The 22,567-nt window shown below is 64.4% G+C and carries 18 protein-coding genes, 1 other RNA gene, 1 pseudogene and 1 riboswitch; of the genes and pseudogenes, 10 read left to right on the top strand and 10 right to left on the bottom strand.

Annotation, left to right across the window (positions count from 1 at the left end; translation table 11 throughout):
* Positions 1–83: 83 nt before the first annotated feature.
* The 6 genes and pseudogenes from metK to ISS99_RS02060 all read right to left on the bottom strand — a co-directional run bounded on the left by metK (position 84) and on the right by ISS99_RS02060 (position 8,483).
* Complete coding sequence (gene metK, locus ISS99_RS02085; protein ID WP_204629914.1) at positions 84–1,280, bottom strand: methionine adenosyltransferase; 1,197 nt, start codon at positions 1,278–1,280, stop codon at positions 84–86.
* A gap of 289 nt (positions 1,281–1,569) precedes the next feature.
* The gene (metE, locus tag ISS99_RS02080; protein WP_204629913.1) at positions 1,570–3,849 is read right to left on the bottom strand and encodes a 5-methyltetrahydropteroyltriglutamate--homocysteine S-methyltransferase; all 2,280 of its coding nucleotides are present in this window, start codon (positions 3,847–3,849) and stop codon (positions 1,570–1,572) included.
* Between the two features lie 200 nt (positions 3,850–4,049).
* Positions 4,050–4,258: riboswitch (cobalamin riboswitch) on the bottom strand.
* Between the two features lie 64 nt (positions 4,259–4,322).
* Positions 4,323–5,152: pseudogene (locus ISS99_RS02075) on the bottom strand (class I SAM-dependent methyltransferase).
* Between the two features lie 75 nt (positions 5,153–5,227).
* Positions 5,228–6,148 (bottom strand): alpha/beta hydrolase, encoded by a 921-nt coding sequence (locus tag ISS99_RS02070; RefSeq protein ID WP_284343854.1) that lies wholly within the window; start codon positions 6,146–6,148, stop codon positions 5,228–5,230.
* Between the two features lie 64 nt (positions 6,149–6,212).
* Positions 6,213–7,199, bottom strand: coding sequence for a tRNA dihydrouridine synthase DusB (gene dusB, locus ISS99_RS02065; RefSeq protein ID WP_204629912.1), 987 nt, complete (start codon positions 7,197–7,199; stop codon positions 6,213–6,215).
* A gap of 24 nt (positions 7,200–7,223) precedes the next feature.
* A complete protein-coding gene (locus ISS99_RS02060) occupies positions 7,224–8,483 on the bottom strand; it encodes a nucleoside permease (RefSeq protein ID WP_204629911.1) in 1,260 nt (419 codons plus the stop codon).
* A 174-nt stretch (positions 8,484–8,657) separates the two neighbouring features.
* On the opposite strand from ISS99_RS02060, the gene rhtC reads away from it, so the two are divergent.
* Positions 8,658–9,287 carry a threonine export protein RhtC gene (rhtC, locus tag ISS99_RS02055; RefSeq protein ID WP_204629910.1) on the top strand — a complete coding sequence of 210 codons (630 nt, stop codon included), beginning with the start codon at positions 8,658–8,660 and terminating at the stop codon, positions 9,285–9,287.
* Positions 9,288–9,307: 20 nt separating this feature from the next.
* Here the strand turns inward: rhtC and ISS99_RS02050 are convergent, their stop codons facing one another.
* Genes ISS99_RS02050 through ISS99_RS02035 form a run of 4 tightly spaced genes read right to left on the bottom strand, consistent with a single transcriptional unit; the run spans position 9,308 to position 13,488 of the window.
* The gene (locus ISS99_RS02050; RefSeq protein WP_204629909.1) at positions 9,308–9,907 is read right to left on the bottom strand and encodes a uracil-DNA glycosylase family protein; all 600 of its coding nucleotides are present in this window, start codon (positions 9,905–9,907) and stop codon (positions 9,308–9,310) included.
* Positions 9,904–11,274, bottom strand: a complete 1,371-nt coding sequence (locus ISS99_RS02045) for an FAD-binding oxidoreductase (RefSeq protein ID WP_204629908.1) — start codon at positions 11,272–11,274, stop codon at positions 9,904–9,906. Before ISS99_RS02045 ends, ISS99_RS02050 begins: the two co-directional genes overlap by 4 nt.
* Before the next feature lie 10 nt (positions 11,275–11,284).
* The gene (locus ISS99_RS02040; protein WP_204629907.1) at positions 11,285–11,641 is read right to left on the bottom strand and encodes a YraN family protein; all 357 of its coding nucleotides are present in this window, start codon (positions 11,639–11,641) and stop codon (positions 11,285–11,287) included.
* Complete coding sequence (locus ISS99_RS02035) at positions 11,641–13,488, bottom strand: penicillin-binding protein activator (protein ID WP_204629906.1); 1,848 nt, start codon at positions 13,486–13,488, stop codon at positions 11,641–11,643. Before ISS99_RS02035 ends, ISS99_RS02040 begins: the two co-directional genes overlap by 1 nt.
* A gap of 87 nt (positions 13,489–13,575) precedes the next feature.
* On the opposite strand from ISS99_RS02035, the gene rsmI reads away from it, so the two are divergent.
* From rsmI to mraY, 9 genes are all read left to right on the top strand, one after another.
* Entirely contained in the window at positions 13,576–14,415 is an 840-nt protein-coding gene (rsmI, locus tag ISS99_RS02030) for a 16S rRNA (cytidine(1402)-2'-O)-methyltransferase (protein WP_204629905.1), read from the top strand.
* Positions 14,416–14,499: 84 nt separating this feature from the next.
* Positions 14,500–14,862: RNase P RNA component class A (rnpB, locus tag ISS99_RS02025), an RNA gene on the top strand.
* Positions 14,863–15,130: 268 nt separating this feature from the next.
* Positions 15,131–15,577, top strand: coding sequence for a division/cell wall cluster transcriptional repressor MraZ (gene mraZ / locus ISS99_RS02020; protein WP_204629904.1), 447 nt, complete (start codon positions 15,131–15,133; stop codon positions 15,575–15,577).
* 51 nt (positions 15,578–15,628) lie between these two features.
* Positions 15,629–16,570 carry a 16S rRNA (cytosine(1402)-N(4))-methyltransferase RsmH gene (rsmH, locus tag ISS99_RS02015; protein ID WP_204629903.1) on the top strand — a complete coding sequence of 314 codons (942 nt, stop codon included), beginning with the start codon at positions 15,629–15,631 and terminating at the stop codon, positions 16,568–16,570.
* Positions 16,567–16,842, top strand: coding sequence for a cell division protein FtsL (gene ftsL, locus ISS99_RS02010; RefSeq protein ID WP_204629902.1), 276 nt, complete (start codon positions 16,567–16,569; stop codon positions 16,840–16,842). The genes rsmH and ftsL overlap by 4 nt, the downstream gene beginning before the upstream one ends.
* Positions 16,839–18,659 carry a peptidoglycan D,D-transpeptidase FtsI family protein gene (locus ISS99_RS02005; RefSeq protein ID WP_204629901.1) on the top strand — a complete coding sequence of 607 codons (1,821 nt, stop codon included), beginning with the start codon at positions 16,839–16,841 and terminating at the stop codon, positions 18,657–18,659. The genes ftsL and ISS99_RS02005 overlap by 4 nt, the downstream gene beginning before the upstream one ends.
* Positions 18,656–20,131 (top strand): UDP-N-acetylmuramoyl-L-alanyl-D-glutamate--2,6-diaminopimelate ligase, encoded by a 1,476-nt coding sequence (locus tag ISS99_RS02000; protein WP_204629900.1) that lies wholly within the window; start codon positions 18,656–18,658, stop codon positions 20,129–20,131. Before ISS99_RS02005 ends, ISS99_RS02000 begins: the two co-directional genes overlap by 4 nt.
* Positions 20,128–21,492: a UDP-N-acetylmuramoyl-tripeptide--D-alanyl-D-alanine ligase gene (locus ISS99_RS01995; protein ID WP_204629899.1), complete on the top strand. Its 1,365-nt coding sequence runs from the start codon at positions 20,128–20,130 to the stop codon at positions 21,490–21,492. The genes ISS99_RS02000 and ISS99_RS01995 overlap by 4 nt, the downstream gene beginning before the upstream one ends.
* Positions 21,482–22,564, top strand: coding sequence for a phospho-N-acetylmuramoyl-pentapeptide-transferase (gene mraY / locus ISS99_RS01990; RefSeq protein WP_204629898.1), 1,083 nt, complete (start codon positions 21,482–21,484; stop codon positions 22,562–22,564). Before ISS99_RS01995 ends, mraY begins: the two co-directional genes overlap by 11 nt.
* Positions 22,565–22,567: the final 3 nt, after the last annotated feature.

Raw genomic sequence — 22,567 nt, 5'->3', positions numbered from 1 at the left:
AGTTTCGGCGCCGGTCGATCCGCACAAACAAAAACCCCGCGGCATGCCGCGGGGTTTTTTGTGGTGTGCCGTAACCGGAGAGATTACAGCTTGGCGTCGGCGCGCAGCGCGTCGGCCTTGTCGGTCTTCTCCCAGGAGAATGCCGTGTAGGTCTTGCCGTCCGGACCCTTCACTTCGTACGGGGTGCGGCCGAAATGACCGTAGCTGGCGGTCTGCTGGTACATCGGATGGATCAGGTCCAGCATCTTGATGATGCCGTACGGGCGCAGGTCGAAGTGCTTGCGGATCAGCTTTTCGATCTTCTCGTCGGCGATCTTGCCGGTGCCGAAGGTGGTGACCGAGATCGAGGTCGGCTCGGCCACGCCGATGGCGTAGCTCACCTGCACTTCGCAGCGGTCGGCAATGCCGGCAGCCACGATGTTCTTGGCCACGTAGCGGGCGGCATAGGCAGCCGAGCGGTCCACCTTGGACGGATCCTTGCCCGAGAACGCGCCGCCACCGTGACGGGCCCAGCCGCCGTAGGTGTCGACGATGATCTTGCGACCGGTCAGGCCGCAGTCGCCCACCGGGCCGCCGATCACGAACTTGCCGGTCGGGTTGATGTGGAACTTGGTGCCCTTGTGCAGCAGCTTGGCCGGCAGCACGGGCTTCAGGATGTGCTCGCGCACGGCCTCGACCAGATCCTTCTGCTTCACGTCCGGATCGTGCTGGGTGGACAGCACCACGGCGTCGATGGCGGTCGCCACGCCGTCTTCATAGCGCAGGGTAACCTGGCTCTTGGCGTCCGGGCGCAGCCACGACAGCGGGGAGTTCTTCTTCTTGCGGATCTTGGCCTGCTGTTCCACCAGACGGTGCGAGTAGTAGATCGCCGCCGGCATGAAATCCTTGGTTTCATTGGTGGCGTAGCCGAACATCAGGCCCTGGTCGCCAGCGCCCTGTTCTTCGGGCTTCTTGCGGTCCACGCCCTGGTTGATGTCCGGCGACTGCTTGCCGATCAGGTTCAACACGCCGCAGGTGGCGCCGTCGAAACCGACGTCGCTGGAGTTGTAGCCGATGTCCAGGATCACCTTGCGGGTCAGCGCTTCCAGGTCGATCCAGGCGCTGGTGGTGATTTCGCCGGCGACGATGGCCACGCCGGTCTTCACCATGGTTTCGCAGGCCACGCGCGCGCGGTTGTCCTGCGCCAGGATCGCGTCGAGGACGGCGTCGGAAATCTGGTCGGCGACTTTGTCCGGATGGCCTTCGGAGACCGATTCGGAGGTGAAGAGGAAGTTGCTCATCGTGGCTTATATCCTTCTTTACGGATAAAGAGATGGAAGGGGGAATTGCCCATGATACACGCACTAGCCCTGGGTTTCACTGCCCAGTCTTGCATAACTACGTGACAGTGAGGCCGGATTCAGGCGGCCGGCCAGGGTTATCGCCCCGGGGTCTGGCTGGAGCTCGCCTGGGAGGCTCCGGCCTTCGACGAGGCGCCCGGAAGCGCTCCCGGCGCTGGTGGCCTGGGATGTTTCGCACCCAGGTCGGAGCACCTTCGCGCAGGTGCGAAGGTGCTCGTTCCATGGGTCGTCAAGGGTGGGCTGTATGTAGCGTTGCGCGCAGCGACTGCGCCGCCTGCACCATCGCCACCAGGGCCGGTTCGGTCTCCTTCCAGCCGCGCGTCTTGAGTCCGCAATCCGGATTGACCCATAGCTGGCCGGGCTCCAGCACCGTCAATGCACGCTGCAGCAGATCGATCATTTCCGTTTTCGAGGGCACCCGCGGCGAGTGGATGTCGTACACGCCGGGGCCGATGCTGCCCGGATAGCGGAAATCCTCGAACGCCTGCAGCAGTTCCATGCGCGAACGGCTGCTCTCAATCGAGATCACATCGGCATCGAGCGCGGCGACGGCTTCAATGATGTCGTTGAATTCGCTGTAGCACATGTGGGTGTGGATCTGCGTCGCATCGCCGGTGCCGCCGGCGGTGATGCGGAAGCAGCGCACGGCCCATTCCAGATACGCGGCGTGATCGGCGCGGCGAATCGGCAAGCCTTCACGCAGTGCCGGTTCGTCGATCTGGATGACGCGGATGCCGGCGCTTTCCAGGTCGTGCACCTCGTCGCGCAATGCCAGCGCCAATTGCAGGCAGACCTGGTCGCGCGGCAGGTCGTCGCGCACAAACGACCACTGCAAAACGGTAACCGGTCCGGTCAGCATGCCTTTGACCGGCCGGTCGGTCAGCGATTGCGCATAGCGCGTCCAGCTTACGGTCATCGGCTGCGGCCGGGATACGTCGCCCCAGATGATCGGCGGTTTCACACAGCGCGAGCCGTAGCTTTGTACCCAGCCGTGGCGGGTGAAGGCAAAGCCGTCGAGCTGTTCGCCGAAATACTCCACCATGTCGTTGCGTTCGGGCTCGCCGTGCACCAGGACATCCAGGCCGATGTTCTCCTGGAAGCGGATGACCCGTTCGATCTCTTCGCGAAGCACGCTCTCGTAGGCGTCGCCGTCGATGCGCTCGGCGCGATGTTCGGCGCGCGCGTGGCGTAGCGTTTCAGTTTGCGGGAACGATCCGATCGTGGTGGTCGGCAGCGGCGGCAGCGCCAGCACTTCGGCCTGTACTTTGCGTCTGTGCGCCAGGCTGGAGCGGCGCTGCGTGGCTTGCGGACTCAAGGCGCGCACGCGGGCACGTACATCCTTTCGTTGCACGCCGTCCGCCAGCCTTCGTGCGGCCAGGCGAGCGGACTGATCGCTGAGCGCGTGTTTGGCACCTTCGTCGCCATCGAGGGCTTGCGCATACAGTTTCAGCTCTTCCAGTTTCTGCTTTGCAAACGCCAGCCAATGGCGCAATTCGGCGGGCAGCGAGGTTTCCTGTGCAACATCGTACGGAGCGTGCAAAAGCGAGCATGACGGTGCAAGCCACAGGTTTTCCGTACCGCGCGCCGCGGCGATTTTTTGCAGCAAGGTCACGACTTGCGTCGGCTGACTGCGCCAGATATTGCGCCCGTCGACCACGCCGGCACTCAGCACGCGTTGCGCCGGCAGTGCGGACAGCACGGCATCGAGCTGTTCGGGGGCGCGCACGAGGTCTACGTGCAAGCCATCGACAGGCAGGTTGGCGGCCAGCGCGAGATTGTCGCCGAGGCCGCCGAAATAGCTGGCGAGCAGGCGTTTCGGCGAGGCGCCTTGGGCCAGTGTCTCGTAAGCGGCGACGTAGGCGAGTCTGGCGGTTTCATCCAGGTCCTGAACCAGGCAGGGCTCGTCCAGTTGTATCCAGTCGACGCCCGCCTGCGCGAGTTGTGCAAGCAGTTCCACGTATGCCGGCAGCAAGGCGTCAAGCAGATTCAGTGCATCGCTGCCATCGGTGGTTTTCGATAGCAGCAGGAAGGAAACCGGTCCGAGCACGACGGGGCGGGCATTCAAGCCCAGCGCGCCAGCCTCACGCCATTCGGCCAGCGGCTTGTTGGCGTTGAGCTGAAAGCGCTGGCCGGCGTGCAGCTCGGGGACGATGTAGTGATAGTTGGTGTCGAACCATTTGGTCATCTCCAGCGCGTGCAGGTTGCGATTGCCGCGAGCCATGGCGAAGTAGCCGGCGAGCGGGTCATCCTGCAACAGGGAGCGGTAGCGTTCCGGCACGGCGTCGAACATCACGGCGGTGTCGAGCACGTGGTCGTAGAGTGAAAAGTCGTTGACCGCGACCGTCTGCATGCCGGCCTCGCGTGCCAGCTGCCAATGGCGTTGTCGCAGAGCGCGTGCGGTATCCAGCAAGGCGCTGGCGTTGCCGTCCTGCCAGTATGTTTCCAATGCCCGCTTCAATTCGCGGCGGCGGCCGATGCGGGGAAAGCCCAGATAGGTGGTGTGTGTCACGTGTATTCCTCGTTGCGATGGGTGGCAAAGAGGAACGAAGGCAGGCGCGTCCGCGGGTCGGGCCCGTGATGCGCGCCGTCGACCTTCGCCCCCGCGGGCGAGCTGGATAAACCGCGGGATGGACGAGCGCCGCGCCGGATACGACGCGGTGCCGGGCCTCCCCGCGGAGATCCAGGTCGTACGGGCGCACCGTTGCGAAACGGTGCGCTTCGGCCAGGGCAGGTCTTCGGGCTCGTGGACGTGGCTCGCGCCGCCTACTGTTCGCCGCTTCCCGGGGTAACCCAGTGCCTATGGCGAAGGTCGTTTCCACACACCGCTGCGGGGCAGCGCCGGATTCCAACCGGCTTCCCTTTTAATTCCATCTCTTTATAAAGATAAAGAGATGAAAACCTCGGCAGGCGCACGATAACGGTACGGAGGACGGCCGTCAAACGGCAGGTGCCGCGGGCGATTTACGAGCCAGGGGTCCTGTTTCAGTAAACCGTCGCCCGCGCTTGCACAAAGGCAAAAAAGAACACGGCATTGGGATCGTTGCGCACCGCCTGCAATTCGCCGCGCATGCCTTCCACCGTGGCGGTGTCGGTTTTGCCCTTGCCAATCAGCTGTTCTGCTGCCGATAGCAGCAATTCTTCCCAAAACTCGATCATCTGTTTGCGCCGACCCGGTTGGCGATTGTCCAGGTGCACGTTCTTCACTTCGGTGTGTACATCGCGATATCCGCCGGCCAACAGCAGATTGCCCAGCTTGGCACCGATAAATGGATCGCCGCCGCTGTCGTACTGGTGGTCGTTGAACGCCATCCAGTAGCGCAACAGGTTGGGTGAATACGGATCGAGGAAAAACGAGGAATTCAGCACTTCCGTCACGTATGCGGTGGCGCCGGGGCTGAGTACGCGGCGAACTTCGCTGAGCCGCGGGCGGGGCTGGGGACGTGCTCCAGTACCCAGCACAGATACGCGGCGTCGAAGCTGCGTTCGGCGAACGGCAGATCCGCCGCATCCGCCTGCTGCAAAGCGTAGCGTTGTGCACACCACGCGGTGGCGCCGAGATTGCGCTCGGCCACCGCAAGTTGCTCGGAAGATCGGTCGACGCCGGTAACGTGCAGCTCGGGAAAACGGCGCAGCAGAATCTCCGTTTGTGCACCCACCCCGCAACCGACTTCCAATAGCCGTTTTGCGCCGCTGTAGTCGATGTGGCTGAACAGCGTGGATTCAAACATGCGCGCCTGGCGCACGAGCCGAGACTGTTCGTCCGCGGAAAATCCGTGGATATACGGAAAATCGCCGGTCACGATGCTGTTCATGGCGGAATGTTTGCCAGGATTAAACGCTCGCTTCTGGCGACACCTTACTCCTGTCCGCGACGGGCTGGGAGTGAGCTATGGCAAGGTGGCGACGTCGCCGGTCCTGTCATGGGCGCGAATGAAGCGCAGCACGTCATCCAGTGTCGGCGCATCGCCACGGAACGGCCGCGACAGCGCAAAGACCAGGGCATTGTGGCTCACCCCCGGATACAGGTGCAGCGTTACCTCATCGTGCTTCGCTTCCAGTTCGTGCGCCAACGAGACGGCGTTGGAGGGATCCACTTCGTGATCGGCCTCGCCCTGCAGCAACAACATCGGCGGTTCGTGGTTGCTGACGAAGTGCACTGGCTGCGCACGTGTCTGCGCCGCGGCATCGCGGCCGAACGCGCCAAGCATGTCCTTTTCGTTGGCGGGGATCGGCATGAAGTCGTAACAGCCGGCTAGGCCGATAAAACCGGCCAAGTCCGTGGGACGCAAATCGTACGGTGCCAGCCAGGAAGGGTCCGTCACCAGCAAGGCACCTATTTGTCCGCCCGCCGAATGCCCCATCACAAACAGCTCGTCCGGGGCAGCACCCAATTCGGATGCGTGCTGATGCACCCAGGCCACCGCCCTGGCGGCATCCTGCATGAAGCCGTCCATCTTCACGTGCGGATACTTGCGGTAATCCGGAATCACCGCAACGACACCGTGCGCAGCCAGTGTATCGCCGACGAAGCGATACCAACCGCGCTGCCCGTGCGTCCAGCTGCCGCCGTAGAAAAACACCACCACCGGCGCATGCACGGCCGTCTTGGGTCGATAGACGTCCAGCATCAGGTGATGTTGCGCATCGAACACGATGCTTCGTTGCGTGTCCACGCCGGCGCGGCGATTGGTGGCATTCAAGCTGGCGAACAGCGTCGAGCGGCAACCACCCAGCAGCACCAGCGCCGTCAGCAGAGCGAAGCGGACGATCAGCGCGAATCGACGGTTGGAGAAGGGCCGGATGAACACGTGAGAGGTAGCGGAGACAGAGTGGCCATGATGCCCGCATTCGTGCCGCAAAGGCTTGCGCCCGTCAGGCGGCGAGCGACCAATCGCTCTGCAGTGCCTCGAAATAGCTGCGGGTCAGGCGCAGTTGGTCCTGTGCATTCTCCGCGCGGTTGACCACTTCGCGGAAAGCGGCATTTTCCGGGCGATCCTTGGCATACCAGCCCAGATGCTTGCGCGCGATGCGCACGCCGGCGTGTTCGCCGTAGAACGCATACAGATGCTCCAGATGCCCCAGCAGAATCGCCGCGACGTCGGCGGGCGACGGCGTCGCCAGCAGTTCGCCGGTGGCCAAATAGTGCGAGATTTCGCGAAAGATCCACGGGCGCCCTTGCGCGCCGCGCCCAACCATCACCGCATCGGCGCCGGTAACGCGGAGCACGTGCCTGGCTTGCTGCGGCGTGCTGATGTCGCCATTGGCCAATACCGGAATGCGCACGGATGCCTTTACCGCGGCGATCGTTTCATATTCGGCTTCGCCCTCGTATTTGTCGGCGCGCGTGCGGCCATGCACGGCAAGCGCGGCAATGCCGTTCTCTTCGGCAATACGGGCGATGGTGAGCGCATTCTTGTGCTGGCGATCCCAGCCAGTGCGGATCTTGAGCGTGACCGGCACCTCGACCGCATCGACGACGGCCTTGACGATGCGCGCCACCAGCGGCTCGTCCTGCAGCAGCGCCGAGCCCGACCACACGTTGCACACTTTCTTGGCTGGACAGCCCATGTTGATATCGACGATCTGCGCGCCGTTGGCCACGTTGAAACGGGCCGCTTCGGCAAGCATGGACGGATCGTAGCCGGCGATTTGCACGCTGACCGGCTCCGGCTCGCCTTCGTGGTCCATCCGCTTGAGCGATTTGCGCGTCTGCCATAGGCGTGGATCGGAGGCAGTCATTTCGGAGACGGCGAGGCCCGCGCCCAGCCGCTTGCACAGCAGGCGAAACGGCTTGTCGGTGACGCCGGCCATGGGTGCCAGCACCACGGGCGGGTCGATGCGGTAGGGGCCGATCTGCATCCGGCCATTGTAGCCGGATGCGGCTTAGTGGGCCGGTACGCCTCGCACGGCTTCCGGCTGGTGCTTGTGCCGGAACAGGAACACGAACAGCACCGCCACCACCAGCGAATAGCTGGCGAAGGTGAGCCAGATGCCGTGCCATTCCAATGAGTGGTCGGGCCGGGTGAAGTATTTGTCGATGAGCAGGCCGCTCAGCGAACTGCCCAGCACGGCGCCGATGCCATTGGTCATCAGCATGAACAGGCCCTGCGCGCTGGCGCGGATGGCGGGATCGCTCTGGCCTTCCACGAACAGGGAGCCGGAGATGTTGAAGAAGTCGAAAGCCATGCCGTAGACGATGCACGACAGCACGATCATCCACAGCCCCGGACCGGGATCGCCGAAGGCGAACAGGCCGAAGCGCAGCGTCCACGCCAGCATGCTGATCAACATTACCGTCTTGATGCCGAAGCGCTTGAGGAAGAACGGGATGGCCAGGATGAACAAGGTCTCGGAGACCTGCGAAATCGACATGATGATGGCGGGATAGCGCACCGCCACCAGATCCTTGTACGCATCGACGCGGTCGAAATCGTGCAGGAATGTGTCGCCGTAGGCGTTGGTCAGCTGCAGGGCTGCGCCGAGCAGCATCGCGAAGATGAAGAACACCGCCATCTTGCCGTTCTTGAACAGCGCAAACGAGGTCAGGCCGAACACGTCCAGCCAGGAGCGATGCTTCTCGCCGCGCAGGCGCGGCGGGCAGGGCGGCAAGGTAAACGCATAAACGCCCAAGAACAGCGCCGCGGCGGCGGCTACATAGAACTGGCCGGTGGTGGTTTCCAGATGCAGCAGGCTCACCGTCCACATCGCCGCAATAAAGCCCACCGTGCCCCAGACGCGAATCGGCGGATACACGCGCACCACGTCGACGCCGTCCTGCTTCAGCGCGTTGTAGGCCACCGTGATTGCCAGCGAGATGGTCGGCATATAACACATCATGTTGATCAACATGACCCAGAACAGTGTTTCCGGGTCGTTGATCATCGGCACGATGCACAGCACGCAAGCACCAAGCAGGTGCAGGCAGCCGTACAGGCGCTCGGCGCGGATCCATTTGTCGGCAATCACACCGGTGATCGAGGGCATGAACAGCGAGGCCAGGCCCATGGTGGAGAAGATCGCACCGAATTCGGCACCGGACCAATGGCGGTTCTGGAACCAGTAGGCGCCGATGGTGATCAGCCAGGCTCCCCAGACGAAATACTGCAGGAAGTTCATCGCGATGAGTCGCAACTTCAGGCTCATGGTTTGGCTTCCCGCATGGATTTTCCCCTTGTGTGGCCGGGGACTGTCCCTGGACCGAAATCCACGGCAGCGTAGAGGAAGGCCGTGTCGGCGGGCAAGGCGCGCTGCGGCGCAGAAGGTGCCTGGGTACGTCGGCGCGGCTACACTGCCCTCTACGTTTACCGGGAGCTGCCCATGAGCCTGTTCATCACCATTGCGATCGTCCAGATCATCGCCTTGATGACGCCGGGCCCCGATTTCTTTTTCGTGTCGCAGACGGCCGTCAGCCGCTCCCGCCACGAAGCGATGGCCGGGGTGGCGGGCATCACCCTGGGTGTGGCGGTGTGGGCCGCCCTGGCGCTGCTCGGCTTGCAACTGGTGCTGCACAGGTTGATGTGGTTGCAGCACTTGATCGCCGTTGCCGGCGGCCTATACCTGTGTTGGATGGGGCTGAAGATGCTGCGTAGCGCCTTGGCCAAACCGGCCCAAGCCCAGGCGGAAGAGCCGGTGCAAGTGTTCGTTGGCGCATGGCGTTCGATGCGCAACGGCCTGTTGACCAATCTCTCCAACCCGAAGGTGGTGATCTACTTCGGCAGCATCTTTTCCGCCTTCGTCGGCACCGGGGTCGGTTCGGGCGCGCGCTGGGCGCTGTGGGCCTTGGTGGTTGGCGAGACCTTCTTGTGGTTCTCGATCGTCGCCGGCTGCTTTGCCCTGCCGGTGATGCGGCGCGGCTATTTGCGCATCAGTCGCTGGATCGACGGCTGCGCCGGGGCCGTATTCGTTGCTTTCGGCTTGCACCTGATCTTCGCGCGGCAAAGCCCGTAAGGCGGGCGCGGCGCGCGCATTCAATCGATGCCGAGTACGCGCGCTACTTCATGGCGCAACACGGGAAGCAATGCTTCCTCGAACCAGGGATTGCGCTTCAGCCACGCCTGGTTGCGCGGGCTGGGGTGCGGCAAGGGCAATACGCCCTGTGCCAGATGCATGCGCCATGCCGCCACGGTTTCGGTCAGGTTGCCGCCGCAACGCGCGCCCAGCACGCCCGCTTGCGCGTATTGGCCGATCGCCAGCGTCAACTGTACCTGGGTCAATAGCGGCAGCAGGCGCGGGTGCCAGGTCGGTGCGCATTCGGGCCGCGGTGGCAGGTCGCCGTTGCGGCTGCTGCCCGGGAAGCAAAAGCCCATCGGTACGATGGCGATGCGCTGCGCATCGTAGAAGGTGTCCCGATCGACGGACAGCCACGCACGCAGGCGATCGCCGCTGACGTCATTGAAGGGTATGCCCGTCGCGTGGACTTTGCGCCCGGGAGCCTGGCTGACGATCAGCAGACGCGACGACGCGGCGGCCTGTACCACCGGTCTTGGTCCGTCTTGCAGGTGTGCCTCGCACAGCCGGCACGCGCGAATGTCAGCGAGCAGCGGCTTGAGCGCGTCGCGATGGTTCACGGCAGCAGCTTGCCCGGATTGAGAATGCCGTCTGGATCGAAGGCGGCTTTCACGTTGCGCATCAGGCCGAGCGTGCTAGGCGGCAGCGCCAAGGGCATGAATTCGCGCTTGACCAGGCCGATGCCATGTTCGCCCGACAGCGTGCCCTGCAGCGAGATGACCAGGGCGAATACCTCGGCAAGGCAGGCGTGGGCACGCTCGCGCTCCGCGTCGTTGCGGGGGAGCAGGTTGACGTGCAGGTTGCCGTTGCCGGCGTGGCCGAAGGTGACGATCAGCACGTCGTGCTTTTGCGACAGCGCGCGAATGCCGTTGACCAGTTCCGGCAAATGGCTGACCGGCACCACGACGTCTTCGTTGATCTTGTTGGGCGAGATGGTGCGTTGTGCCGGCGATAAAGCCTTGCGCGCGGACCACAGCGCTTGCGTCTCTTCGGCCGTCTGCGCCACGTGCAGGGTTTCCAGCCCGTCGCCGCGAGCTGCGCGCGACACGGCTTCGACCGCCGAAGGCAGCGTTTCGGCTTCGCCATCGACTTCGATCATCAGCATGGCGCCGGCCAGCGGAACGCTGTCGCCGGCGTGATCGCGTGCGAGCTTCAGTGCAGTGTCGTCGATGAACTCCAGCGCGCACGGCGTGACAGGCTGCGCCATGATGCGCGCCACCGCGTGCGCGGCACTGCTCACGTCGCGATACGTGGCGCGCAGCGTGCGCAAGCCGGAAGGTTTGGGCGTCAGCTTCAGCGTGGCTTCGGTGATCAGCGCCAGCGTGCCTTCAGAGCCGATCAGCAATCGGGTGAAGTCGTAACCGGTCGCGCCTTTGGTGGTGTAGGTGCCGCAGCGGAATCCTTCGCCGGTGCCGGCCACTGCGCGCAGCCCAAGCGTGTTTTCGCGCGGGCTGCCGTATTTCACGGTACGCGGCCCGGCCGAATTGCAGGCGAGATTTCCGCCGATGCTGCACCAGGGCGAGGAGGTGGGGTCGGGCGGCCAGAAAAAGCCCAGGGGTGCCAGTGCACGTTGCAGGTCGCCGTTGAGCACGCCGGGCTCGACGATGGCAAAGCGATTGTCCGGATCGATGCGCAGAATGCGGTTCATGCGCTCGAAACTCACCACCACTCCGCCCTCCACTGGCACCGTGGCGCCCGTGGTATTGGTGCCTCGGCCGCGCGCGGTGAGCGGTACGCGATGCTCGCGGCACGCTTGCACGAGCGTTTCAACCTGCGCATGTTCCCGTGCGAAAACGACGGCATCGGGCAGCGCGTTGCGGCGCGAATTGTCATAGGCGTAAGCGAGCCGCTCGGCCTCGCCGGTGGAGCAGGCGTCGTGACCGAACGTTGCGTGCAGTGTTTCGAGCAGGGCGGCGGGAATGTTCATCGAGGAAATGTCAGTCGGCCTCAAATGCGCCGCGCAGCCAGTTCGCGATGGCGTCGTCGGCAGGCCCGTCATAGCTCACCACGTCGAAGCGGCAAGCGCGTTGCGCATGTTGCGGATGGGTGGCAAGCCAGAGTTGCGCGGTCTGGATCAAGCGCTTTTGCTTGGTGGCCGTGATGGATGCCGCCGCGCTGCCATGGCTGGCGCGAAGTCGATGACGCACTTCAACGAAAACTATGGTTTCGCCGTCGCGCATCACCAGGTCCAATTCGCCGTAGCGCGTGGTGTAGTTCCGTTCCAGCAGCTTGAGGCCGGCGCGTTCGAGCTCGCGGCACGCGCGCTGCTCGAACTCGGCCCCGGCCGCACGCATCAGCCGTTAGCCGGCGGAGCGGCTGGTGTCGGGGCGCTGCTTGCGGGAGCCGGTGCACTGCTGGAGGGGGCCGGGCCCGCCGGTGCGTTATCCATCTGCAGGCTGCCGTTCATGGGGCGCGCGACGCCATCCTGGAATTTCAGCCAGGTGAGCTGGCGATTGACGTGCCCGAACGTATCGGCAGAAAGCTGTCCGCTGGCGCCGGGCAGGTAGCTGCCGGGATGGCTGCGCAACCAGTCGATGTAGGGCACCAGGTTCCATGCATCCATGCCGAAGGCAAACAGCTGCGCCGTGGCGCCGCGTGCGACCGGCAATTGCGTGGCCACGTCCTGATGGCTGGGCAATCCGCTTTGCGCGTCGAAGAGCCATGGCGCATCGCAGAACTCCACGCCTTCCAGGTCGCGATCGGCGGTGGGATTGTCGCTGCCGCTGTAGATGTGCGAGGTGGCGAATACCGGCAGGGTGATGCGCGCCACGCGCAATTGCGGCAACAGCAGGCGCGCCTGTTCGGTACGCATGCTAATGAAGATGCCGGCATCGGCGGCGGCGTTGCCGGCATTCAACGAATTGATGGCGTCGCCATAGTTGACGCTGCCCGAGGAGATCGTGGCGAAGCCGACGATCTGCCCGCCTTTGGCGGTGAATTCGGTTTTGAATGAGTTGGCCGTGCGCTTGGCGAAGTCGTCGCTGGCGATGACCACGTAAGCGCTGTGGATGCCCCGATCGATCAGATGGTCGGCGGCTTGCGCGCCTTCGTCTTCCGGCAACAGCGCAAATTCGCTGGCGGTACCGGCCGGCAGGTTCTTGTTGTCCGAATGATTGAGTGCGAGCACCGGAACCGGCAATGAGGATTGCCCCAGTACGCCCATCACCTCGGAGCGGGTGAGCGGTCCGACCACGATTTGCGCGCCATCGGACACGGCCTGGGTATAGGCCTTGATGGCGCTGGCTGCATTGCCGCCGCTGTCGTACACGCGGATCGTGCCGCGCGGCGCGTGCGTATCGGCGTCCTGGTAGTAGGCGGTGAAGAAGCCCTCGCGGATGGCCGAGGATGCCGCTACCAGGCCATCGACGTCGGGTAGCAGCAGCGCTATCTGCGCCGGCATTTTGTAGCCTTCGCGCACGCTTGCATTGCTTCCGGGCACCAGGGTGCCGACCGGCTGCGTGAGATTGGGTTGCTGCGCCACCGTGACGCCCAGCCGGCCCAGGGCCTCGGCGATCCACGGCAACATCGGATCGCCTTGCTGCATCGCTGCGGCACGCTGTTTCAACGGCGCAATGCCGAGCCTGGCCAGCAGCGAGACGGCCTCATCACGGTTCTGGGCGCGGTCCGCGCCCTGCAGCAGGCCGTCCATGCTCACGCGTGTGCGCGCCGCGCTCCACAGATCGCCGGTATCGGCCAGCGCCTCGGCGCGCAAATTCAGCAAGCGTGGCTGCAGGTTCGGAGGGACGCTTACATCGGACTGCGTAGTCAGTTGCAACGCCGTGGCCGGGTCGCGCCGATGCAAGGCGATTTCCGCGCGCAGCAGGTCCAGGCGTACCGGTTCGTCGTCGCTGAGCCCTTTGCGCTGGATGCCGGCAACGATGGGTGCCGCGCGATCGAGTGCGTTTTCCTGGCGATAGGCTTCGGCCGCCAGCAAGTTGTAATGATCGGCGCGTCCGGGCGATTGCGCGGCCAGTGCCTGGTAGGCTTGCGCGGCCCTGTCCAATTGTCCCTGGGAGGCCAGTCCGGCGGCACTCTGCGCCGCCGCGATTTCAGCCGGGGACTGTGGCGCCAAGGTGGCGACGCAAGCGCTCAACATCAGTGAAACGAGCAGTCCCGGCAGGGCCAGACGACGTAAGCGCATGGACTTCCTCATGCTTATCGAACGGGGGGAATTGGGCGATCATAGCCGATCGTATCGACGCGCCGCCCCGAAAGGACCTATCTCTCTATGTCAGCAGATCAAGCCGGCTGCCTGTGGGTGGTGGCGACGCCCATCGGCCATCGCGACGATATCTCCGCGCGCGCCATCGAAACCTTGCGCAGCGTCACCGTGATCGCCGCCGAAGACACCCGGCACAGCCGGCCCATGTTGCTCCAGCACAACATCGGCACGCCCTTGATCGCCTTGCACGAACACAACGAGCGCGAGGCCGTGGCGGCCATCGTGCGCCGGCTGGAGCAAGGCGAATCCGTGGCGCTGATTTCCGATGCCGGTACGCCCTTGATCAGCGACCCGGGGTTCCGGCTGGTGCGCACGGCGCGCGAAGCGGGTATCCGCTGCGTGCCGGTGCCGGGGGCGTGTGCGGCGATCGCGGCGCTTTCGGTGGCGGGACTGCCTAGCGACCGATTTGTGTTCGAGGGTTTTCTGCCGCCGAAATCCGCGGCGCGCCGCAGTCGCCTGGAGGAACTTGCCGGCGATGCGCGTACCCTGATCTTTTACGAATCCTCGCATCGCGTAACGGAAAGTCTTGCGGATATGCGGGATGTTTTCGGTGGAAGCCGCGAAGCCGTGCTGGCACGCGAGCTCACCAAGATTTTCGAGACCGTGCTCGGCGAGCCGCTGGAACATCTCGCTGTCCGCGTGGCGCAGGACCCCAATCAGCAGCGCGGCGAATGCGTGATCCTGGTGGCCGGGCGAGGCGAAGAAGCCCACGCAAAACTGGCCGAAGGGCAGCGCGTGTTCGCGATCCTGCGGGAGGAATTGCCGCCGGCCAAGGCGGCGAAGCTGGCTGCCGCGATTACCGGTGCGCCGCGCAAGCTGCTTTACGGCGACAAGGGCGAAGGGTGAGTTGCGTGCATCAGTGCGCTCCGTTCGCGACCTGTTCTGCGTATTTTCCCTACCGATGCCGGCAAGCCGGCTATAATGGGCGGCGGAGTCGGCCGGACAGTCGCGTCGCGCGCAAGCGCATCGAGGAAAGTCCGGGCTCCACAGGGCAGGGTGCCAGGTAACGCCTGGGCAGCGCGAGCTGACGGCCAGTGCAACAGAAAGCAAACCGCCGATGGCCCGCAAGGGCACAGGTAAGGGTGAAACGGTGCGGTAAGAGCGCACCGCGCGCGGGGACAACGTCGCGTGGCACGGTAAACCCCACCCGGAGCAAGACCGAATAGGGGAACGATAACGCGGCCCGCGTTGTTCCCGGGTAGGTTGCTGGAGCCAGGCGGTGACGCCTGGCCGAGAAGAATGACTGTCGCGCCGCAAGGCGTACAGAACCCGGCTTACAGGCCGACTCCGCCTTTATTCAGGATTGAGTGAGGGGAGTGCGAAGCGAGAGAGCTGCCGTGAAGGCTTTATCTCTCACTTCTCACTCCCCTTGCTTACATTCATTTCAAAAAAAGTGATGTTGATCAAGGCACTTGCTGCTCTTTCTCGAAATCACTGGAAATTTCGCCAGAACCTCGCCTTTCTTATTGATTCGCAAGCGAAAATTTCTTGACAGTCTCAAGGGGCGAGACTATCGTGGGTCCCTGTGTGAAATCGTGGGATTTCGTGGAGTTCTTGGGTCGTGTTTCAAGGCGAGACCGCCATCACCGTCGATGACAAGGGCCGGCTGGCTATTCCGACTGCGTATCGGGAGCTGGTTGCGGATGCCTGCGCCAATCGGTTGGTGATCACCTACAACCCCTTCGAGACGGGCTGCCTGTGGCTGTTCCCGCACGCCGAATGGGAGCGGGTGCGCGACCAGGTGAATGCGTTGCCGAACGTCAAAGCCGTACATCGCGCCTTGCAGATGAAGCTGGTGGGCGCGGCCGCGATGGTCGAGCCGGACAGTGCGGCGCGCATCCTGTTGCCGGCCAGCCAGCGGGTGGCGGCCGGAATCGAGAAAAAGGCGATTTTGCTGGGCATGGGCAACAAGTTCGAGCTGTGGAGCGAACAGGCCCACCTGGCCAAGATCCGCCAGACCATCGGCGAAGACGAGATCAGCGACGACATGACGGACCTGCGGCTCTGACCGGTGACGGTCGAGACGCGGGATGAAGACGAACAAGAGCGGGAGTGCGGCATGGCCGAGCAAATGTTGCGGCACATCCCGGTGATGCTGAATGAAGCGGTGGAGGGTCTCGCCGTGCGGGAAGGCGGGCGTTATCTCGATGGCACCTTCGGACGCGGCGGTCACGCACGCGCGGTGCTGTCGCGTCTGGGTCCCGATGGGCGTTTGCTGTTGATGGACCGCGATCCCCAGGCGATCGCCACTGCGCAAAAAGAATTCGCTGCCGATCCGCGGGTGTCGATCCGTCACGGCAACTTCTCCAGCCTGGCCGAGTGGGATGAAACGGCCGAAGGCCTGGATGGCGTGCTGCTCGATCTCGGGGTTTCCTCGCCGCAGTTGGACGAGGCGGCCCGCGGCTTCAGCTTCATGGCCGATGCGCCGCTGGACATGCGCATGGATACCACCCAGGGTGAAAGCGCGGCCGAGTTTCTGGCGCACGCCAATGAGCGCGAGATCGCCGACGTGCTGTGGGTCTTTGGCGAAGAGCGCTTCAGCCGCAAGATCGCCCGCGCCATTGTCGAGCGCCGCGCCGAGTCGCCGATTGCCCGCACGGGCGAACTGGCGGCATTGATCGAACGCGTCGTGGGTCGCCGCGAACCCGGAAAGCATCCGGCGACACGCAGTTTCCAGGCATTGCGCATCCGCGTGAATGGCGAACTGGAAGCTCTGCAGCGCGGGCTCGACGCTGCCTTGGATCGGCTCAAGCCCGGTGGCCGCTTGTCGGTGATCAGCTTTCATTCGCTCGAAGACCGCGCGGTGAAATTGTTTATCCGCGACCATTCCGGCCGCGTGCAGGGCAGTCGCCGCGGGCCGCCGGTCGCTGCTGCCCCGGCACGTCTGGCGGCGGTGGGTAAGGCGCAATTTCCTTCCGACGCAGAGCAGTCCGCCAATCCGCGTGCCCGCTCGGCCGTGCTGCGCGTGGCGGAAAAGCTGCCAGACGGAGGGCCGGCATGAGGATAGTCGGCGTCTTTTGCCTGCTGCTGATGCTGGCCGCCGTGCTGGTCAGTGCGATTGCTGTGGTGTGGACCCGGCATCAAAGTCGCGTGCTGTTCGTGCAGCTCACGCAGCTGCAAGGGCAGCGCGATGCATTGAATATCGAATATGGCCAGCTCGAACTGGAGCAGGCGACCTGGGCCGAGCCGCGCCGCATCGACGACGAGGCGCGCACCAAGCTCGGCATGTTCATGCCGCGTCCGCAGGACGTGCAGCTGGTGCGACAGCCATGAATCGTCTGCCGCGCCCCACCGCCAAGCCGGCAGCGCGCCGCCAGAGCGCAAACCTCAGCACGCGCCGCCGCATGCTGCTGGTGATCGGCGTGCTGGGTGTCGCCTCGATCGGCCTGGTCGCACGCGCGTTCGATCTGCAGGTGGTACGCAAGCAGTTCTATCAGGACCAGGGCGATGCGCGCTTCCTGCGCGAAGTGCCGATTGCCGTTTCGCGCGGCACGATCTACGACCGCAACGGAGAGCCGTTGGCGGTGTCCACGCCGATGGTGTCGATCACCGTGGTGCCGTCGGAAGTGCTGGCCAACGCCGATCGCATTCCTGCCCTGGCGCAGGCGCTGGGCACCAGCCCGGACGAACTGAAAAATTACCTGGAGCAGCGCGCCGACCGCGAATTCGCCTATTTGCGCCGGCAGATGAGTCCGGATGCTGCGCAAGCGGTGCTGGCGCTAGGCGTGCCGGGCGTGAATGGCCAGCGCGAATACAAGCGTTACTACCCGTCAGGGGAAGTGACCGCGCACGTGCTGGGCTTCACCAATATCGACGATCACGGCCAGGAAGGCCTCGAGCTCGCCTTCGACAACTGGTTGTCCGGCAAGCCTGGTGCCAAGCGCGTGATTCGCGACCGCATGGGCCACATCGTGGAGGATGTGGAGCAGGTGCGTGCGCCGCAGCCGGGCCAGAACCTTACGCTCAGCATTGATCGCCGCATCCAGTTCCTGGCCTATAGCGAACTGAAGAAGCAGCTGGACGACCTCAACGCCGACTCCGGCGAAATGGTCATCATGGACGTGCACACCGGCGAGATTCTCGCCATGGTCAGCCTGCCCACCTACAACCCCAATGTGGTCACCGGCAGCGCGCCCGCGCAGCGCCGCAATCGCGCGGTGACCGACGTGGTCGAGCCGGGCTCGACCATGAAGACCTTCACCATGGCGGCCGGTTTGTCCAGCGGCAAGTACACGCCTACCGCGCCGATGATCGATACCGGCAACGGGCACTGGTACTTCATGGGCAAGGACATCCGCGACGTGGAGTCCGGTGGCAACGGCAACCTCACGCCGACCGGCGTGCTGACCAAGTCCAGTAACATCGGTGCAGCGAAGATCGCCTTGTCGCTGGACAGCAAGTTCCTCTACGACACGTATCGTGCATTCGGTTTCGGCGAAAGCACCGGCAGCGGCTTCCCGGGCGAATCGGCCGGCTACCTCAAGCCCAGCCACGGCTGGCGGCCGATCGAAAAGGCCACCATGGGGTACGGCTACGGGCTCAACGTGACGCCGCTGCAACTGGCGGTGGCCTACGCCACGCTGGCGAACAACGGGATGCGCCACACGCCCACTTTCATCAAAGGCGGCGCCGATACGGGTACGCAGATCGTTTCGACGACGATCGCGCGCGAACTCGTGGACATGCTTGAGACGGTGACCGCGCCGGGCGGATCGGCCACGCGTGCGCAGATCGCCAATTACATCGTTGCCGGCAAGACCGGCACCGCGCATCTGGCGTCGGCCGGCGGTTACGCCAAGAACAATTACAACTCGTTGTTCGCAGGCATCGTGCCGGCCACGAATCCGCGCCTGGTCGGCGTGGTGGTGATCAACAATCCCAAGTCCAGCATTTACTACGGCGGCCTGGTATCGGCGCCGGTGTTCCAGCGCGTGATGACCGGTGCGCTGCGCTTGCTCGACGTGCCGCCGGACAACATCGGTCGCTGGTATGCCGGCGGCCCGCTACAGGCCGGCGGCGGCCTCGCCGGCACGGCTCAGTCGCAAGACGCCAAGGACGATCAGTCCGCCGCGGAGGCGGTCGACCCATGAGCGGACAGCGCCTGGACCATCTGCTGCAGGGAATTGCCGAAACGAAGGCGGTCGGGCCCGTCGTCGTCTCCGGCCTCGCCCTCGATTCGCGCCAGGTGCGCCAGGGCGATGCGTTCTTCGCCTTGCGCGGCACGCGCGGTCACGGCATTGAATTCGTAGGCGGCGCTGTACAGCGCGGCGCCAGCGTGGTGCTGGCCGAAGCGCCGGCACACGTGCTGGAAGATCCGGGCGTGCCGGTGTTGTGGATCGACGGCCTGCACACGTTCGTGGGCGAGATCGCGTCGCGCTTTTTCGGCCGTCCGTCCGAGTCGATGAAAGTGATCGGCGTGACCGGCACCAACGGCAAGACCTCGACGGTGCAGTTGCTGGCCCAGGCGCTGGAGAAGCTCGGTCATCGCGCCGCGACCATCGGCACGCTTGGCGCCGGCCTGCACGGCGAGTTGCGCGAAGGCGAGCGCACCACGCCGGATGCGATCGCAGTGCAAGGTTTGATGGCTGAATTTCTGCGCGACGGTGCCACGCACGTGGCGATGGAAGTGTCTTCGCATGCGCTGGAGCAGGGGCGCGTTGCGGCGATGAATTTCGACGTGGCGGCCTTCACCAACCTCACCCGCGACCATCTGGATTATCACGGCAGCATGCAGGCTTATGGTGCAGCCAAGGCCAAGCTCTTTGCGTGGCCGACGCTGGACGCAGCGGTGATCAATACCGACGACGCGTTCGGCCGCGAGCTGGCCGGAACCTTGGCGCCGGGCGTGCGCGCCTTGACCCTGAGCGGCGCCGGCGATGCGCAGGCGGCGATTGCGGCCAGCGGCATTGTCACCTCGGCCGAAGGCGTGGCCTTCCAGTTGCGCACACCCTGGGGCGAGGGCGAGATTCGCAGTCGCCTGCTGGGTCGCTTCAACGTGGCGAACCTGCTGACGGTAGTGGGGTGTCTCGGTGCGCTGGGCGAGTCGTTCACGCGCATCGCGGACACGATTCGCGCGTTGGAGCCGGTCAATGGCCGCATGAGTCGCATCGGCGGCGTGCAGGGCCTGCCGCTGGCGGTGGTCGATTACGCGCATACGCCGGACGCGTTGGAACAGGCGTTGACGGCTCTGCGCGCGCATTGCGACGCGCGCCTGATCTGCGTGTTCGGATGCGGCGGCGAGCGCGATGCGGGCAAACGCCCGCAAATGGGCGCCATTGCCGAACGGCTGGCCGATGTCGTCATCGTGACCGACGACAATCCCCGTGGCGAGGATGGCGATCTGATCGTTTCTCAAATTCTCGCCGGCATGGCGCAGCCGCAAGCGGCGACCGTCCTGCGCGATCGCGAAGAGGCGATTCGCACCGCATTGCGCGTGGCCGTGGTCGGCGACGTCGTGCTGATCGCCGGCAAGGGGCACGAAACTTACCAGGAAGGCGCGGGCGGCAAGCGTGCGTTTGACGATGTGGCCGTTGCACGGTCGATTTTGGAGGGACACGCGTGATGCGCCTGAGCGCCATTGCCATGTGGACACATGGGCGCTTGCTCGGTGCCGATGCCGATATTGACGGCGTCGAGATCGATTCGCGCAAGATCAAGACCGGCGACTTGTTCGTCGCCTTCAAGGGCGAGCACGTGGACGGCCACGACTATCTGGCCGACGCCGCGGCGCGCGGAGCCGCCGCGGCGCTGGTTGAACGCCGAGTCGACTGCGACCTGCCGCAGGTCGAGGTGGAGAATGCCGAGCTCGCGCTGGGCGACCTGGCCAGTGCCGTGCGCGCGCAGCGCAACGCGCGTGTAATCGGCATCACCGGCTCCAACGGCAAGACCACGGTGAAGACACTGACGGCGTCGATCCTGTCGCGCCACGGCCGCACCCATTTCAATACGGGCAGCTACAACAACGAGATCGGCCTGCCGCTGACCCTGCTGTGGATGCCTGAAGACACCGAATACGCCGTGCTGGAAATGGGCGCGGGCAAGCCGGGCGACATCGACTACCTTGCTGCCATCGCGCGGCCCGAAATCGGCCTCGTCAATCTCATTGCGCCAGCGCATCTTGAGCGGATGGGTACGATCGAGACAGTGGCGGAAACCAAGGGCGCGGTGTATCGCGGATTGCCGGCCGACGGCGTGGCGATCATCAACGCCGACGACGCTTTCGCCAGCTTCTTCGCAGGGCTGGCAGGCGGGCGCCGAGTGCTGCGCTTCGGTCTGGACCACAAGGCGGATGTCGGCGCCGACATCCTGGATCAGCGCGTCGACGGCTCGCACTTCGTGTTGAGCACGCCGCGTGGCGATACCGATGTGCACTTGCCCTTGCCTGGCCGGCACAACATCGCCAATGCGCTGGCGGCGGCATCGATCGCGCTCGCATTGGATGTGCCGCTGGACACCATCGTTGAAGGCCTGGAACAGGCGTCGGCGGTGGAAGGGCGCCTCAAGCGCCTGGCCATGCCCGATGGCTGGACCATGATCGACGACAGCTACAACGCCAATCCCAGTTCGGTGCACGCAGCGATCGACACGCTTGCGCTCGCCGACGGCGAGCGTTGGCTGGTGCTCGGCGACATGGCTGAGCTGGGGGCGGATGCCCGTGCGCTGCATGCCGGGGTCGGTCGTCACGCACGCGAGCGAGGTATCCAGAAGCTGTTCGCCGTGGGGCCGCTGAACGCCGCTGCAGTAGAAGCATTCGGTGCCGAAGGAAAGCATTTTGCGGACAAGGCTGCCTTGATCGAAGCATTGCGCACCCAGTTGCATGCAGGCGTTACCTGCCTGGTGAAAGGCTCGCACTCGTCGGGCATGGAACACGTAGTGGCTGCGCTCATGCGCCGGCCAGAGGAGGGTGCACCCCATGCTGCTTGAACTCGCCGACTGGCTGTCGCAGCACTTCACTGCGCCTCATCTGTTTCAGTACATCACCTTCCGCACCATCATGGCGGCGCTCACCGCGCTCGCGATGTCGCTGCTGTGCGGCCCGGCGCTGATCCGCAAGCTCGCTGCGCTCAAGGCCGGCCAGGTGGTGCGCAAGGACGGTCCGCAGACGCATCTGTCCAAGGCCGGCACGCCGACCATGGGCGGCGTGATGATCCTCATTTCCGTCGCCATCGCCACCCTGGTGTGGGCGGATTTGGACAATCGCTACGTGTGGCTGGTGCTGGCCGTGATGGTGTGCTTCGGCGCCATCGGTTTCTACGACGACTACCGCAAGCTGGTTTTGAAAGACAGCCGCGGACTGGCGTCGCGCTGGAAGTATTTCTGGCAGTCGGTATTTGGCTTGGCGGCTGCCTGGTTTCTGTACCACAGTGCGGTCAATCCGGCCGAAACGGCGCTGTTCGTGCCGTTGTTCAAGCACGTGGAGATATCGCTGGGCGTGTTCTTCATCGTGATCACGTACCTGATGATCGTGGGCTTTTCCAATGCGGTGAATCTCACCGACGGCCTGGATGGCCTGGCCATCATGCCGACCGTGCTGGTATCGGGTGCGCTGGGCGTGTTTGCGTATCTGGCGGGTAACAAGGTGTTCTCCGAATACCTCGGTATCCCGGCCATCCCGGGCGCGGGCGAGCTGTCGGTGTTCTGCGGCGCGATGTCGGGTGCCGGCCTTGGCTTTCTCTGGTTCAACACCTATCCGGCGCAGGTCTTCATGGGCGACGTAGGCGCCCTGGCGATCGGTGCCGCGCTGGCGGCGATTGCAGTGATCGTGCGCCAGGAAATCGTGTTGTTGATCATGGGCGGCGTGTTTGTGATGGAGACGGCCTCGGTGATGTTGCAGGTGGCCAGCTTCAAGATGACCGGCAAGCGCATCTTCCGCATGGCGCCCATCCACCATCACTTCGAATTGAAAGGCTGGCCCGAGCCTCGGGTCATCGTGCGGTTCTGGATCATCAGCGTGGTGCTGGTGTTGATCGGCTTGGCTACCTTGAAGGTGCGTTGACGG

Origin of the sequence: Dyella mobilis (assembly GCF_016904945.1) — a bacterium.
Lineage (GTDB): Bacteria > Pseudomonadota > Gammaproteobacteria > Xanthomonadales > Rhodanobacteraceae > Dyella_B > Dyella_B mobilis.
Note: the sequence above shows the minus strand (reverse complement) of the source record. Positions and strands in the feature narration are given on the sequence as shown.